The following is a 13,810-nucleotide window of genomic DNA, read 5'->3' as shown; positions in this document are numbered from 1 at the left end:
GTACTGCAGGGGGGACCCTGTGGGAGAGTAGGACGCCGCCGAACAATCATTGTGGGAAAGCCCCGCACCTTCTGGTGCGGGGCTTTTCTGCGTTCCGGATCTTTCAGGGCCCCCGCAAGGGGGCCCTTTTGCGTTTCCGGGTCGGGTCAGAGGCGGCCGGCGGCTTTCAGAGCCAGGTAGGCGTCGGCGAGGGCCGGGGCCAGGGTGTCGGGAGTGGCGTCGACGACCACCACGCCCTGGCGGGTCAGCTGCTCGGCCGTGCGGCGGCGCTGGGACTGCGTCTGGGTGGCGGCGGCGGCCTCGTACACCGCGGTGATGTCGCCGCGGGCGCCGGCCATCCGGGCCACCTCGGGGTCGGCCACCGAGGCGAGCAGGACCGTGTGGCGCTGGGTGAGCCGGCCGAGCACCGGGAGCAGGCCCTCCTCGACGGGGGCCGCGTCGAGGCTGGTGAGCAGCACGACCAGGGAGCGGCGCGGGGCGCTGCGCAGGATCGTGGAGACCAGCGCCCGGGCGTCCGTCTCGACCAGATCCGGCTCGATCGGGGCCATCGCGTCGACGAAGGCCGCCAGGACCTCGCCGGCCGCCCGGCCCTGGACGAGAGCTCGGGTGCGCCGGTCGTGGGCCAGCAGGTCCACCCGGTCGCCCGCGCGGGAGGCGAGGGCGGCCAGCAGCAGGGCCGCGTCCATGGCCGCGTCCAGCCGGGGTGCGTCGCCCACCCGGCCGGCCGCGGTGCGGCCGGTGTCCAGGCAGATCAGCAGGTGCCGGTCGCGTTCCGGGCGCCAGGTGCGCAGGGCGACCTTGGAGCGGCGGGCGGTGGCCCGCCAGTCGATCGAGCGGGTGTCGTCCCCGGGCAGGTAGTCGCGCAGGCTGTCGAACTCGGTGCCCTCGCCGCGGGTGAGCACGCTGGTGCGGCCGTCCAGTTCGCGGAGCCGGGCCAGTCGGGACGGCAGGTGCTTGCGGCTGGTGAACGGCGGCAGCACCCGCACGGTCCAGGGCACGCGGTGGCTGCCCTGGCGGGCGAGCAGGCCCAGCGGGCCGTACGAGCGGATGGTGACCCGGTCGGCGGTGCGGTCGCCGCGGCGGGTGGGGCGCAGCACGGTGGTGATCCGGCGGCGTTCGCCCGGCGGGACGGTGATGCGGTGCCGGGCGGCGGCCGTCGCGGTGCCGGGCAGCCAGCTGCTGGGCGGCCAGGCGTCGCGGAGCTGGGCGCGCAGCCGGCGGCGGCCCGGGTTGGTGAGGGTCAGGTGCACCTCGGCCCGGTCGCCGAGGCGGACGGAGGTCGCGCCGGTGCGGCTCAGGCCGAGGCTGCGTACCGGGGCGGCCAGGGCGTAGTCGCAGGCGCAGGCCAGGGCCAGCGGGGCGTTGACGGCGAGCAGGCCCGGCCAGCCGGGCTCCAGGAGCCCGACGGGGAGGGAGCCCAGGGCCGCCAGCAGGGCGGCGCGTCCGGTGACCGCCATCAGCGGGGGACGGGGACGTGGGCCAGGATCGCGTTGATCACCGAATCGGCGGTGACGCCCTCCATCTCTGCCTCGGGGCGCAGCTGGACCCGGTGGCGCAGGGTGGGCAGGGCGAGGGCCTTGACGTCGTCGGGGATGACGTAGTCGCGGCCGGTCAGCCAGGCCCAGGCGCGGGAGGTCGACAGGAGTGCGGTGGCGCCGCGCGGGGAGACGCCGAGGGTCAGCGAGGGCGATTCGCGGGTGGCGCGGCAGATGTCGACCACGTACCCGGCGATCTCCGGGGAGACGGCGGTCCCGGCGACGGCCGCGCGGGCGGCTTCGAGGTCCGCGGCGCCGGCGACCGGGCGTACGCCTGCGGCCTTCAGGTCGCGGGGGTCGAAGCCGGCGGCGTGCCGGGTCAGGACGTCGATCTCGTCCTGGCGGGAGGGCAGGGGCACCGTCAGCTTGAGGAGGAACCGGTCCAGTTGGGCCTCGGGGAGCGGGTAGGTGCCCTCGTACTCCACGGGGTTCTGGGTGGCGGCGACGAGGAAGGGGTCCGGCAGCGGCCGTGGGGTGCCGTCGACGGTGACCTGGCGCTCCTCCATGGCCTCCAGGAGGGAGGCCTGGGTCTTGGGCGGGGTCCGGTTGATCTCGTCGGCCAGCAGCAGGTGGGTGAAGACCGGGCCGGGCTGGAAGGAGAACTCGGCGGTGCGGGCGTCGTAGACCAGGGAGCCCGTGACGTCGCTGGGCATCAGGTCGGGGGTGAACTGGACGCGCTTGGTGTCCAGTTCGAGGGCCGCGGCCAGGGTGCGGACCAGCAGGGTCTTGGCCACGCCGGGGACGCCTTCGAGGAGGACGTGGCCGCGGCACAGCAGGGCGACGACGAGTCCGGTGACGGCGGGGTCCTGGCCGACCACGGCCTTGCCGATCTCGGTGCGGAGCGCTTCGAGGGAGGCGCGGGCCCGGTCCGCGGAGCCCGCGGGGGCGGTGGTCGGGGACGTCATGAGGAGCGGACCTCTCTTTCGAGGGCGTCGAGGTGGTCGGTGAGGGTGACGAGGGCCCGGTCGTCCGGTGGTACCGGGCCGAAGAGAAGGGCCGTCAGTTCGGTTGCGCGGGCCGGGAGTCGGGCGGAGACGACGGGCAGCAGGGCCGCCGGGTCGTGGGCCGCCGAGGGCGGTACGCCGAGCAGGGCGGCGAGGCGTTCGCGGGTGGCGGCGCGCAGCACGGCGGCGGCGCGGTCGCGGGCCCGGGCGCGGCCGTAGAGGCGGGCGCGGCCCTCGGTGGCCTCGGAGGCGCGGACGGCCACGGGCAGCTGCTCGGTGACGAGCGGGCCGAGGCGGTGGACGCGCCAGGCGGCGGCGAGGGCGGCGGCCAGGGCGAGTTGGAGCAGGGCCCAGGACCAGCCGGCCGGGATGAGGTCGAGGAAGCCCTGGCGGGGCTGGTCGGCGGCGTCGGGGTCGCCGAGGTTCGGCAGGTACCACGTCACGTGCGGGCGGGTGCCGAGGAGTTGGAGGGCCAGGGAGGCGTTGCCCTGCTCGTCGAGGCGGTGGTTGAAGAGCGGTTCGGGGGAGCCGAGGAGGACGGTGTCGGCGCCGCTGGCGTGTCCGGTGGCGGGCAGGACGAGGACGGTGGGCAGGCCGCCGGCGGGGTAGCAGCCGGTGGCGCCGGGGGCTCCGGTGGCGTAGCCGAAGCCGCGGCCGGTGGTGGCGGGGCCGGCGCTGACGGCGGCGGGCAGCGGGCAGCCGGGGTCGAGGACGGCGGTGCGGCCCGCGTCGGCGGCGGTGACGCCGGGGGCGAGGCCGTCCAGGGCGGTGGGGCCGGCGCCGATGAGGACGGTCCGGCCGCCGGAGAGGTCCATGGCGGTGCGCAGGGCGGCGCGCTGGCTCTCGGTGAGCAGGCCGGGGGAGGCGACGACGAGGGTGGTGTCGGGGCCGGTGGCGGCGAGGGCTTCGGCGGAGCCGGTGACCACGCGGGTCTGCACGCCGTGGTCGCGCAGCAGTTCGGCGAGGGCGCGGGTGCCCTGGGCGTCGGCGGAGCGGGGGTCGAGGCGGCCGTGCTCGCCGCCGGAGTTCAGTACGGCCAGCACCAGGCCGGCGGCCAGCAGCAGGGCGGCGGCCGCGAGGGCGCCGCGGAAGCGCCGCCAGAGCTGGGCGGGGGTGGGGGCCGTGCTGGTGGGGCGGGCCGGGGCGGCGGGGTCGGCGGCCGGGGCGGCGGGGGCCGTCATGGGGCGGTCTCCTGGGCGGCGGCGAGCTGCGGGCGGGTGGCGCGCAGGGCTTCGTCGAGGGCGCTGAGCCGGGCGTACGCGGCCTCGTCGCCGGGGCGGCCGCCGTAGGTGAGCTCGTCGAAGGTGCGGGCGGCGGCCCGGAGCGGTGCGGCGTGGCCGGGCAGCACCCGGGCGGCCTCGGCGGCGGCCTCGTCGGCGGTGCGGCCGGGGCGCGGGTCGAGCAGGGCCCGTTCCTCCAGGTCGCGGACCAGGGCGCGCATGCGTTCCTGGACGGCTTCGGTCCAGCGGCCGGCGGCGGCGTGCGCCCCGGCGGTGCGGCGGTGTTCGGCGGCGGTGCGGGGGCGGTCCCCGAAGAGGGTGCCGGCGGGGGTGGCGGTGCGGTGCGGGGTGCCCAGCCGCCACCACAGGCCGGCGGCCAGCAGGAGGGCGAACAGGACCACCGCGATCAGGCCGGGGACGCCGCCGGGGGTGGCGCCGGAGGCGGTGTCGAAGAGGTCGCCGACCCACTCCCAGAAGCGGTTCAGGGCGCGCTGGAGCAGGCTCGGGTCGTGCTGGTGGTAGACGGACCGGGCGAGCTCCCGGCGGGCCTCCTCCTGGGCGGGCCCGCGCGGCAGGACCACGGGCGGCTCGTCGGGGCCGGCGGCCAGGGGCGCCACGGGGAGCGCCGCCGCGCACCGCGCCGCCCGCCGGGCCGCGGCCGGCCGGGCGGGCGGCGCGGTGACTCCCCCCGGGGTGCTCACCGCATCAGGCTTCCGTGCCGGCGAGGCCGGCGGCCCGGGTCAGTTCCAGGTCGAGGGCTTCGCGGCGGATGCGCTGGTCGATGTAGAGCATGACCGTGACGCCGGCGCTGATCGGCATGGTGATGGTCAGGGCCACCACGGCGCCGATGCCGGAGACGATCAGGAAGCCCCAGCCGAGTTCGGCGGTGCCGTTGAGGATGGCGGAGCCCTCGCCGCTGAAGACCATGCCCATCAGGGTGAACGGGAAGACGATGATGCCGGTCACGATGGCGGTGATGATCGCGGTCAGGACCGTGATCAGGAAGATCCGCCACCAGGCGCCCTTGACCAGGCGGGCGGAGCGGGTGAGGGCGGTGCGGATGGTCTGCTTCTCGAGCATGAGGGCGGGGGAGGCCAGGCTGAAGCGGATGTACAGCCAGATCGCCACCGGCAGTGCGACGAGGAAGCCCAGGGCGATCAGCGGCCAGCTGCCGGTGAGGGCGCCGGGCAGCACGCCGACGGTGAGGATGCCGGCGGTCAGCAGGGTCAGCAGCAGGGTGAGGCCGGTCAGACGCAGCAGCCGGGGCCGGGACTCCTGCCAGGCCGCGGCGACGGTGGTGGACTTCCCGAGCACCGCGCGGCTGAAGACCATCGTCAGCATGGCGGTGGCCAGGATGGTCCCGATCAGGGTGATGACCTGGGCGATCGCGCTGCCCGCGAGGCTGCTGCTCAGGGAGTCGACCACGTCCGAGAGGCTGGCGTCGGGGCCGGTGGAGCCGGCGTCCAGGTCGTCCAGGGCCAGGCCCTGGACGAGGGTGATCGCGAGCTCGGTGACCACGGCCACCGCGAGGGTGATCGACAGGACGGTGCGCCAGTGCGCCCGCATGGTCGAGACGGCTCCGTCGAGGATCTCGCCGACGCTCAGCGGGCGGAGCGGGATCACGCCCGGCTTGGGGGCGTACGGCTTGGCGCCCCAGGCGGTGTGTGCGCCCCCGCCCCAGCCGTTCTGGCCGCCGCCCCAGCCGTTCGGGCCGCCGGGTCCGCCGGCCGGGCCGGCGGGGCCCTGACCGGGGCCCTGGGCCGGTCCGCCGCCGGGGGTGGCGGTGGGGTCCGCGCCGGGCGTGAGCGCGGACCACTGCCCCGGCGGGGGCTGCTCCGCGGACCACTTCGGCTCGGGCGCGGGGGCGGGCGTCTCGGGCCGCTCGCCGTCCGCCGGGGTGGATCCGGGCGAGGCCCAGCCCGGAGAGTCGTTCATCATCGCTCCTTCATGCCCGCGCGGGGCGGTGGCGCCGGTCGGCTGCCATCGTGTCATGCGGATCACCGATACGGACCGGACGGTACGGACCCGGTGCACGGCCCGTGGGGCGGGGGCGCGCGGGGCGTTCGCGGGTACCCCTCTGGGGGCCTTTTTCCCCTGCCTTCGATTGTGGCCGCCGGACGGGGCAGACTGACCCATGGATCACGAGGGGTGACCGCCGGGGAGTGGGGTGTCGCCAGCCTGTGTGCCAGCTCACCGCCAGGTAACGATTAGCTAATGGGATGATGTCAACCATGAAGGGACGCGTCCTTGTCGTCGACGACGACACCGCGCTGGCCGAGATGCTCGGCATTGTGCTGCGTGGAGAAGGTTTCGAGCCGTCGTTCGTTGCGGACGGCGACAAGGCACTGGCTGCCTTCCGCGAGGCAAAGCCGGACCTGGTGCTGCTCGACCTCATGCTGCCCGGACGGGACGGCATAGAGGTCTGTCGGCTCATCCGGGCCGAGTCCGGGGTGCCGATCGTGATGCTGACGGCCAAGAGCGACACGGTCGACGTGGTGGTGGGCCTGGAGTCCGGGGCCGACGACTACATCGTCAAGCCGTTCAAGCCCAAGGAGCTGGTGGCGCGCATCCGTGCGCGGCTGCGCCGCTCCGAGGAGCCCGCGCCGGAGCAGCTGGCCATCGGTGACCTGGTCATCGACGTGGCCGGGCACTCCGTCAAGCGGGACGGGCAGTCGATCGCGCTGACCCCGCTCGAGTTCGACCTGCTGGTCGCGCTCGCCCGCAAGCCCTGGCAGGTGTTCACCCGCGAGGTGCTGCTGGAGCAGGTGTGGGGCTACCGGCACGCGGCGGACACCCGCCTGGTCAACGTGCACGTGCAGCGGCTGCGCTCCAAGGTCGAGCGGGACCCGGAGCGCCCGGAGATCGTGGTGACGGTCCGCGGCGTCGGCTACAAGGCCGGACCGAGCTGAGATGCCCCCCGGCACGGCCCGGCGGGGCGGCCGGCGGTTCCTGATCGGAGCGACCGGCCGGCCCGTCCTGCGACTTTTCGTCCGCTGGGTGCGCCGGCCGCTGCTGCCGGCGATCCGGCTGTGGCGGCGCAACCTCCAGCTGCGGGTGGTCGCGGGCACCATGCTGATGTCGCTGGCCGTGGTCCTGATGCTCGGCTTCGTGGTCATCGGGCAGGTCAAGAACGGCCTGCTGGACGCCAAGGAGGACGCGGCGCAGAGCCAGGCCTCCGGCGGTTTCGCGGTGGCCCAGGAGAAGGCGAACACGCCCTCGCCCACCGACGCCCAGGACAACGCCGGCGGTGACGCCAGTGCCGGGCGCAACGTGAGCGGCTGGATGTCCGACCTGGTCGAGCAGCTGGCGAGCAGCGGGCAGAACGCCTACGACGTGGTCGCGCTGGGCGCGGGCAGCGGCGACGCGGCCGGGGACCTGGGCAACGGGGTGCGCGGTCCGCGCGCCTCCGGCGGGGTCAACCCGACCACCAGCATCCCGCAGAACCTGCGCACGCTGGTCGACGGCGGCACCGGCATGTACCAGGCCTTCACGACGATCGACTACACGGCCGGGGACAAGCGCCCCGAGCCGGCCCTGGTCATCGGCAAGCGGCTCACCGACATCAACGGCGAGCCCTACCACCTGTACTACCTCTTCCCGCTGACGCAGGAGGAGGAGTCGCTGACCCTGGTCAAGGGCACGCTGCTGACCGCCGGGGTGTTCGTCGTCATCCTGCTGTGCGCGATCGCCTGGCTGCTGGTGCGGCAGGTCGTCACGCCCGTGCGGATGGCCGCCGGGATCGTGGAGCGGCTGTCGGCCGGCAAGCTCCAGGAGCGGATGAAGGTCACCGGCGAGGACGACATCGCCCGCCTGGGCGAGGCCTTCAACAAGATGGCGCAGAGCCTCCAGCTCAAGATCCAGCAGCTGGAGGACCTGTCCCGGATGCAGCGGCGGTTCGTCTCGGACGTCTCGCACGAGCTGCGCACCCCGCTGACCACCGTACGGATGGCCGCGGACGTGATCCACGACGCGCGGGTGGACTTCGACCCGGTCACGGCGCGGTCGGCGGAGCTGCTGGCCAGCCAGCTGGACCGGTTCGAGACGCTGCTGGCCGACCTGCTGGAGATCAGCCGCTTCGATGCGGGTGCGGCGGCGCTGGAGGCCGAGCCGATAGACCTGCGGGACGTGGTGCGCCGGGTCATCGACGGCGCCGAGCCGCTGGCCGAGCGCAAGGGCAGCCGGATCCGCGTGCTGGGCGACACCCAGCCGGTCATCGCCGAGGCGGACGCCCGGCGGGTGGAGCGGGTGCTGCGGAACCTGGTCGTCAACGCCGTGGAGCACGGCGAGGGACGCGATGTGGTGGTCCGGCTGGCCTCCGCCGGCGGGGCCGTCGCGGTGGCCGTGCGCGACTACGGCGTGGGCCTCAAGCCCGGCGAGGCGACCCGGGTCTTCAACCGCTTCTGGCGGGCCGACCCGGCCCGCGCGCGGACCACCGGCGGCACCGGCCTGGGCCTGTCCATCGCGGTCGAGGACGCCCGGCTGCACGGCGGCTGGCTCCAGGCCTGGGGCGAGCCGGGCGGCGGTTCGCAGTTCCGGCTGACCCTGCCGCGGACCGCCGACGAGCCGCTGCGGGGTTCGCCGATCCCGCTGGAGCCGGAGGACTCGCGGGCCGCCCGGGCCCGGGCCGGGGCCGGGGCCGGTGCGGACGGCGGGATGCCGGCGCAGTACCCGGGGGAGCGCGAGCGCGACCCGATACCGCCGCGGACGCTGGTGGCCACGGCCGTGCCGGCGGACCCGACGGCGCTGCCCGGCAGCGGGGCGCGGGTGGTCGCCCGGCCCGGCGGCGAGAGCGCCGGACCGGCCGGCGGGGCCCGTACGACGGACGACAGGGACAGGGACACGGACCGGGAGGACGGCGCAGGTGGACGCTGAGGTCGAGGGCGGCCGGCCGGGCCGCGGCACGCGCCGCGGGGCCCGCCTGCGGGCCGCCGGGGCGGTGCTCGGGGCCGGTGCGCTGCTCGCGGGCTGCGCCTCGATGCCCGGCGGCGGGGACGTCAAGCAGGTCGAGGCCCCCCAGGGGGTGGACTCGCAGGTCCGCGTCTTCGGCGTGCCGCCGCCGGAGAAGGCCTCCCCGCTGGAGATCGTCGACGGCTTCCTGGACGCGATGACCAGCGACGACCCGAAGCTGGCCACCGCCCGCGAGTACCTGACCAAGGCCGCCGCCAAGAAGTGGAACCCGGCCGGCGGGATCACCGTGCTGTCCACCGAGCTCACCCGGCAGCGGCTGGGCAAGGCCGACGACCAGGACGCCGACGGCCAGCGCTTCGAGCTGTCCGGCACGCGGATGGCGCGGGTGGACGAGCGCAGCGCGTACCAGCCGGAGTCGGGCAACGCGGCGTACAAGGAATTCCTCCAGCTGGAGAAGGAGGACGGGCAGTGGCGCATCGGCGGGCTGCCCGACGGGCTGGTGCTGGGCGAGTCCGACTTCCAGCGCATCTTCCGCTCCGTCAACAAGTACTACTTCGCCTCCGGGATGCTGGTCGCGGATCCGGTCTTCGTGCGCAAGCGCCAGGACCCGGAGTCGCGGATGGACGCCATGACGCAGACCGTGCAGTCGCTGCTGGCGGGGCCGTCCAAGTGGCTGGGCCCGGTGGTCTCTTCGAGCTTCCCGACCGGTACCGCCCTCAAGGAGGGCACCCGGACGCTGGCGCTGGACGGGCAGAATGCGCTGCGGGTGCCGCTCAACTCCAAGGCGGACAACGTCGCCAACGGCCAGTGCAAGCGGATGGCGACCCAACTCCTCTTCACCGCGCGGGACCTGACGTCCTCTCGGGTGACGCAGGTGAATCTGGTGCGCTCGGACGACTCCGAGTTGTGCAGGGTGGACGAGCCGGAGGCGACGATCACCGCCAACCGGTTCCCGGCCGCCTCGCCGCAGAACCAGTACTACATCGACGACGACCACCACCTGCGGCGGATGCAGCTGCGGCTGGACACGGAGGCGCCGCCGGAATCGGTGGACATGGTGGCGGGACAGCTGGCCACCTCGCAGTTCAAGGTGTCCGCGGCGGCCGTCGCGCACGACGAGAAGCGGGCCGCGGTGGTCGGCGAGAACGGCCGTGACCTGTACATCGTGTCGCTGACCACCGGCGGGCCGCTGGGCGAGCCGGTGCTGCGCAGCGCCGCGGGCCCGGCCGCCGGGACCGGACAGCGGCTGTCGGCGCCGAGCTGGGACGTGCGCGGCGAGCTGTGGATCGCGGACCGCAACCCGGCCGACCCGGTGCTCTGGATGATCCCGGGCGGTACCGGCACCCCGCGCAAGGTGGACGTGGCCGGGCTGGGCGGCGGGCGCATCGAGTCGCTGCGGGTCTCCGCCGACGGGGTGCGGATCGCGCTGCTGGTCGAGAAGGACGGCCGGCACACGCTCCAGGTGGGGCGGATCGAGCGGCCCGACGGCCGGGGCGGCAGCGAGGAGCCGCTGGTGCTGGTGCGCGAGCTGCGGCCGGCCGCCCCGCAGATGGAGGACGTCACCGCGATGTCCTGGGCCTCGCGCGGGCGGCTGCTCGTGGTCGGCCGGGAGGCCGGGGGCGTGGTCCAGGCCCGGTACATGCAGGCGGACGGCTCCGAGGTGATCGCCGGCAGCCTGCCGGGCGCCACCGGCGTGACCGCCATCGCGGCCTCCGAGGACGAACGCCTGCCGGTGGTGGCCTACTCCCGCGAGGACGGCATCGTCTGGCTCCCGGCCGGCGCGCAGTGGCGCACGGTGGTGGACGCGGGGTCGGCACCGGTCTATCCGGGGTGAGGCGGGCGTAGGGCCCCTGAAAGGCCGGATCCGGCCGTCCTGGCGGCTCGGGGTACGGCGGTTTCCGGACGTGTTGCCGGGTTTTCCACAGGGGTGGCCGGGGGGCTGCGGGCGGGGCAGAGTGGGGGTGTGCGCGGGTGGGGGCGGGAGCTGGCCGGGCTGGTGCTGCCGGTGGACTGCGGCGGTTGCGGCGCCCCGCGGACCCGGCTGTGTGCGGCGTGCCGGCGGGCGCTGTGCGGGGCCCCGGCGCGTCCGGTGCGGCCGCGGCCGGCGCCGGCCGGGATGCCGCCCGTCCATGCCGCCGCGCCCTATGAAGGGGCCGTACGGTCCGTGCTGCTGGCCCACAAGGAACGCGGGGCGCTCGGGCTGACGGCGGTGCTGGGCCGGGCCCTGGCCGGGGCGGTGCTGGCTTCCGGCGGTGCGCCGGGGCCGGCCGGGCCGCTCGTACTGGTGCCCGTACCCTCCGCCGCACGGGCGGTCCGGGCGCGCGGGCACGACCCGGCGCGCGGGATCGCGCTGGCGGCCGCGCGGGAGCTGCGGGCGGCCGGTGCGCCGGCGCGGGTGGCGGCCGTGCTGGGGCAGCGCCGGCGGGTGGCCGACCAGGCGGGCCTGGGGGCGCGCGAGCGGCTCGCGAACCTCGCCGGGGCACTGGAGGTCCGGCGCGGCGGCGGGCGGCTGCTGGCGGGCGGCGAGGTGGTGCTCGTGGACGATCTGACGACCACCGGAGCCTCGCTCGCGGAGGCGGCCCGGGCGGTGCGGGAGGCCGCACCGGCAGGGGCTCCGGAGGCGTTCACCCGGTTGCGCGCCGCGGTGGTCGCGGCGGCTCCGCGATCTTTCGAAAACAATTGGAACTGACGGGATTCGTGCGTCGTTGCTGGTGGTAAGAGGGAAAACACACCTGAACGGACGTACGTTCCGGTAGCGGGTGCCGACAACCGTCCGAGCGAGATATGTTCGGTGGTAACCGGTAATGGCGAGCCTTCGGCCCCACCGTCGGATCGTGTGCTGTGGAGTTCCTCAGGTTTCTCTCGACTCCTGAAGTCGGTGGGGTGGAGATCTTGCCGATGGGGGAGGAGGAGGTGAAAGTCGCCTAGTCCGAGGTTCCGGTACTCACCGGAGCCTGGTGCAAAAGGGAGACGCTTCGCCCGCCGGGGCGGAGCGATCCGGGAACGGAGTTCTGCGTGGACATCGTCGTCAAGGGGCGCAAGACCGAGGTGCCCGAGCGGTTCCGCAAGCACGTGGCCGAGAAGCTCAACGTGGAGAAGATCCAGAAGATCGACGCCAAGGTCATCAGCCTGGACGTAGAGGTCTCGAAGGAACACAACCCGCGTCAGGCCGACCGCTCCGACCGTGTGGAGATCACGCTCCGTTCGCGAGGCCCGGTGATCCGCGCCGAGGCGGCAGCCGCCGACCCGTACGCGGCCCTGGACCTGGCCCAGGACAAGCTCGAGGCCCGACTGCGCAAGCAGCACGACAAGCGCCACACCCGCCGCGGCAGCGGCCGGATTTCGGCGGCCGAGGTGGCCGACCACGTTCCGGGCGTGGCTCAACTGAACGGAAACGGCGAAATCGTCCGGGAGGAAGAGGAGAAGATCCCCACGACGCGGATCGGCTCCATCGAAGTCCAGGGCGAAGGACCGCTGGTGGTCCGCGAGAAGACCCATTCGGCCGCACCCATGAGCCTCGACCAGGCCCTCTACGAGATGGAACTGGTCGGGCACGACTTCTACCTGTTCGTCGACGCCGACACCAAGATGCCCAGCGTCGTCTACCGGCGGCACGCGTACGACTACGGCGTCATCCATTTGAACGCCGACAGCCACTCCACCTCGGAAGAGGCCCGCGGCGCGGGCGGGGCGCTCGGCGGCTGACGGCCGGCACCCCGCGCGCGGGGAAGAACCATCCGTGCCATGCCCCCGGGTGGCGCCTTTCGCGCCCCCCCGGGGGCGTCCATTTGCGGCCAGTGACCCCCCGCCGGGACCGCCGGGCATGGAATCATGGCGGGCAGCCAACCGGCGGCACGGGCGCTCCGGTTGGCCGGCACACGTACGACGGGCCACGGCCGTCAGGGGGAGGAACGATGGCGGACAGCTTCGGACCCGTGCACGACGAGGACGAGGCGGGCTGCTCCGGACCGGGGGCGGGCCGCGGGCCGGGCGGCGAACCGATCCGGGTCCTGGTCGTCGACGACCACGCCCTCTTCCGCCGCGGCCTGGAGATCGTCCTGGCGCAGGAGGAGGACATCCAGGTCGTGGGCGAGGCCGGGGACGGCGCCGAGGCCGTGGACAAGGCCGCCGACCTGCTCCCCGACATCGTCCTGATGGACGTCCGGATGCCCCGGCGCGGCGGTATCGAGGCCTGCACCTCCATCAAGGAGGTGGCCCCCAGCGCGAAGATCATCATGCTGACGATCAGCGACGAGGAGGCCGACCTCTACGACGCGATCAAGGCCGGGGCCACCGGCTACCTCCTCAAGGAGATCTCCACGGACGAGGTGGCCACCGCCATCCGCGCGGTGGCCGACGGGCAGTCGCAGATCAGCCCCTCGATGGCCTCCAAGCTGCTGACCGAGTTCAAGTCGATGATCCAGCGCACCGACGAGCGGCGGCTGGTCCCCGCGCCCCGGCTGACCGACCGGGAGCTGGAAGTGCTCAAGCTGGTGGCCACCGGCATGAACAACCGGGACATCGCCAAGGAGTTGTTCATCTCCGAGAACACCGTCAAGAACCACGTGCGCAACATTCTGGAGAAGCTGCAGCTGCACTCCCGGATGGAGGCCGTGGTCTACGCGATGCGGGAGAAGATCCTCGAGATCCGCTGACGGCGCACCGGCGGCGCGGCCCGGGTCAGCCCAGGTGGGCCAGCTCCGCCGTCACCGCCGCCGCCTCCGCGGGGCTGCCCGCCCGGTCCACCCGTACCTCCTCGCAGCCCACCCAGCGCGCGGCCTCGGCCAGGGCCGCGGCCATCGCCGGGGCGGCCTTGGGGGTCGTCAGCGAGAGCTGCCGGGCGACCAGGGTGCGGCCCTCCCGGGCCGGGTCCACCCGTCCCTGGAGCCGGCCGCCGGCCAGCAGCGGCATCGCGAAGTAGCCGTGCACCCGCTGGGGCTTGGGGACGTACGCCTCCAGCCGGTGGGCGAAGCCGAAGACCCGCTCGGTGCGCGGCCGGTCCCACACCAGGGAGTCGAAGGGCGAGAGCAGGGTCGTGCGGTGCCGGCCGCGCGGGGTCGCGGCGAGCGCCGCCGGGTCCGCCCAGGCGGGCTTGGCCCAGCCCTCGACCGACACCGGCACCAGCCCGCTGTCCGCGATCACGGCGTCGACCTGCTCGCCCTTGAGGCGGTGGTAGTCGGCGAGGTCGGCGCGGGTGCCCACA

General features: G+C 74.6%; 12 protein-coding genes. 6 read left to right on the top strand and 6 right to left on the bottom strand.

Annotated elements, in window-relative coordinates; all coding sequences use genetic code 11:
* Nucleotides 1–146: 146 nt before the first annotated feature.
* The 5 genes from AB0O40_RS35745 to AB0O40_RS35725 are packed head-to-tail and all read right to left on the bottom strand — an operon-like array spanning nucleotide 147 to nucleotide 5,634.
* Nucleotides 147–1,457 carry a DUF58 domain-containing protein gene (locus AB0O40_RS35745; RefSeq protein WP_365050070.1) on the bottom strand — a complete coding sequence of 437 codons (1,311 nt, stop codon included), beginning with the start codon at nucleotides 1,455–1,457 and terminating at the stop codon, nucleotides 147–149.
* Complete coding sequence (locus AB0O40_RS35740; protein ID WP_365050068.1) at nucleotides 1,457–2,440, bottom strand: MoxR family ATPase; 984 nt, start codon at nucleotides 2,438–2,440, stop codon at nucleotides 1,457–1,459. The genes AB0O40_RS35745 and AB0O40_RS35740 overlap by 1 nt, the downstream gene beginning before the upstream one ends.
* A complete protein-coding gene (locus AB0O40_RS35735; RefSeq protein ID WP_365050066.1) occupies nucleotides 2,437–3,660 on the bottom strand; it encodes a DUF4350 domain-containing protein in 1,224 nt (407 codons plus the stop codon). The genes AB0O40_RS35740 and AB0O40_RS35735 overlap by 4 nt, the downstream gene beginning before the upstream one ends.
* Nucleotides 3,657–4,400, bottom strand: a complete 744-nt coding sequence (locus AB0O40_RS35730) for a DUF4129 domain-containing protein (protein ID WP_365050064.1) — start codon at nucleotides 4,398–4,400, stop codon at nucleotides 3,657–3,659. Before AB0O40_RS35730 ends, AB0O40_RS35735 begins: the two co-directional genes overlap by 4 nt.
* 4 nt (nucleotides 4,401–4,404) lie before the next feature.
* Nucleotides 4,405–5,634, bottom strand: a complete 1,230-nt coding sequence (locus tag AB0O40_RS35725; protein ID WP_365050062.1) for a glycerophosphoryl diester phosphodiesterase membrane domain-containing protein — start codon at nucleotides 5,632–5,634, stop codon at nucleotides 4,405–4,407.
* A 284-nt stretch (nucleotides 5,635–5,918) separates the two neighbouring features.
* Between AB0O40_RS35725 and mtrA the strand changes: the two genes are divergently transcribed.
* The 6 genes from mtrA (at nucleotide 5,919) to AB0O40_RS35695 (ending at nucleotide 13,262) form a co-directional block, all read left to right on the top strand.
* Complete coding sequence (mtrA, locus tag AB0O40_RS35720) at nucleotides 5,919–6,608, top strand: two-component system response regulator MtrA (protein ID WP_365050060.1); 690 nt, start codon at nucleotides 5,919–5,921, stop codon at nucleotides 6,606–6,608.
* Nucleotide 6,609: 1 nt separating this feature from the next.
* Nucleotides 6,610–8,571, top strand: coding sequence for an MtrAB system histidine kinase MtrB (gene mtrB / locus AB0O40_RS35715; RefSeq protein WP_365050058.1), 1,962 nt, complete (start codon nucleotides 6,610–6,612; stop codon nucleotides 8,569–8,571).
* Nucleotides 8,561–10,441: an LpqB family beta-propeller domain-containing protein gene (locus AB0O40_RS35710; RefSeq protein ID WP_365050056.1), complete on the top strand. Its 1,881-nt coding sequence runs from the start codon at nucleotides 8,561–8,563 to the stop codon at nucleotides 10,439–10,441. Before mtrB ends, AB0O40_RS35710 begins: the two co-directional genes overlap by 11 nt.
* Before the next feature lie 129 nt (nucleotides 10,442–10,570).
* Nucleotides 10,571–11,296, top strand: coding sequence for a ComF family protein (locus AB0O40_RS35705; protein ID WP_365050054.1), 726 nt, complete (start codon nucleotides 10,571–10,573; stop codon nucleotides 11,294–11,296).
* Between the two features lie 326 nt (nucleotides 11,297–11,622).
* Nucleotides 11,623–12,312, top strand: coding sequence for a ribosome-associated translation inhibitor RaiA (gene raiA, locus AB0O40_RS35700; RefSeq protein WP_365050052.1), 690 nt, complete (start codon nucleotides 11,623–11,625; stop codon nucleotides 12,310–12,312).
* Between the two features lie 209 nt (nucleotides 12,313–12,521).
* A complete protein-coding gene (locus AB0O40_RS35695) occupies nucleotides 12,522–13,262 on the top strand; it encodes a response regulator transcription factor (RefSeq protein WP_365050050.1) in 741 nt (246 codons plus the stop codon).
* A 25-nt stretch (nucleotides 13,263–13,287) separates the two neighbouring features.
* Here AB0O40_RS35695 and AB0O40_RS35690 read toward each other — a convergent pair.
* The coding region (locus AB0O40_RS35690; protein WP_365050048.1) for a crosslink repair DNA glycosylase YcaQ family protein at nucleotides 13,288–13,810 on the bottom strand (523 nt) is incomplete at its 5' end.

The organism is Streptomyces sp. NPDC089919 (assembly GCF_040684615.1).
GTDB lineage: Bacteria > Actinomycetota > Actinomycetes > Streptomycetales > Streptomycetaceae > Streptomyces.
The sequence above is the reverse complement of the archived record's forward strand: the minus strand, read 5'-3'. Positions and strand labels throughout refer to the sequence as shown.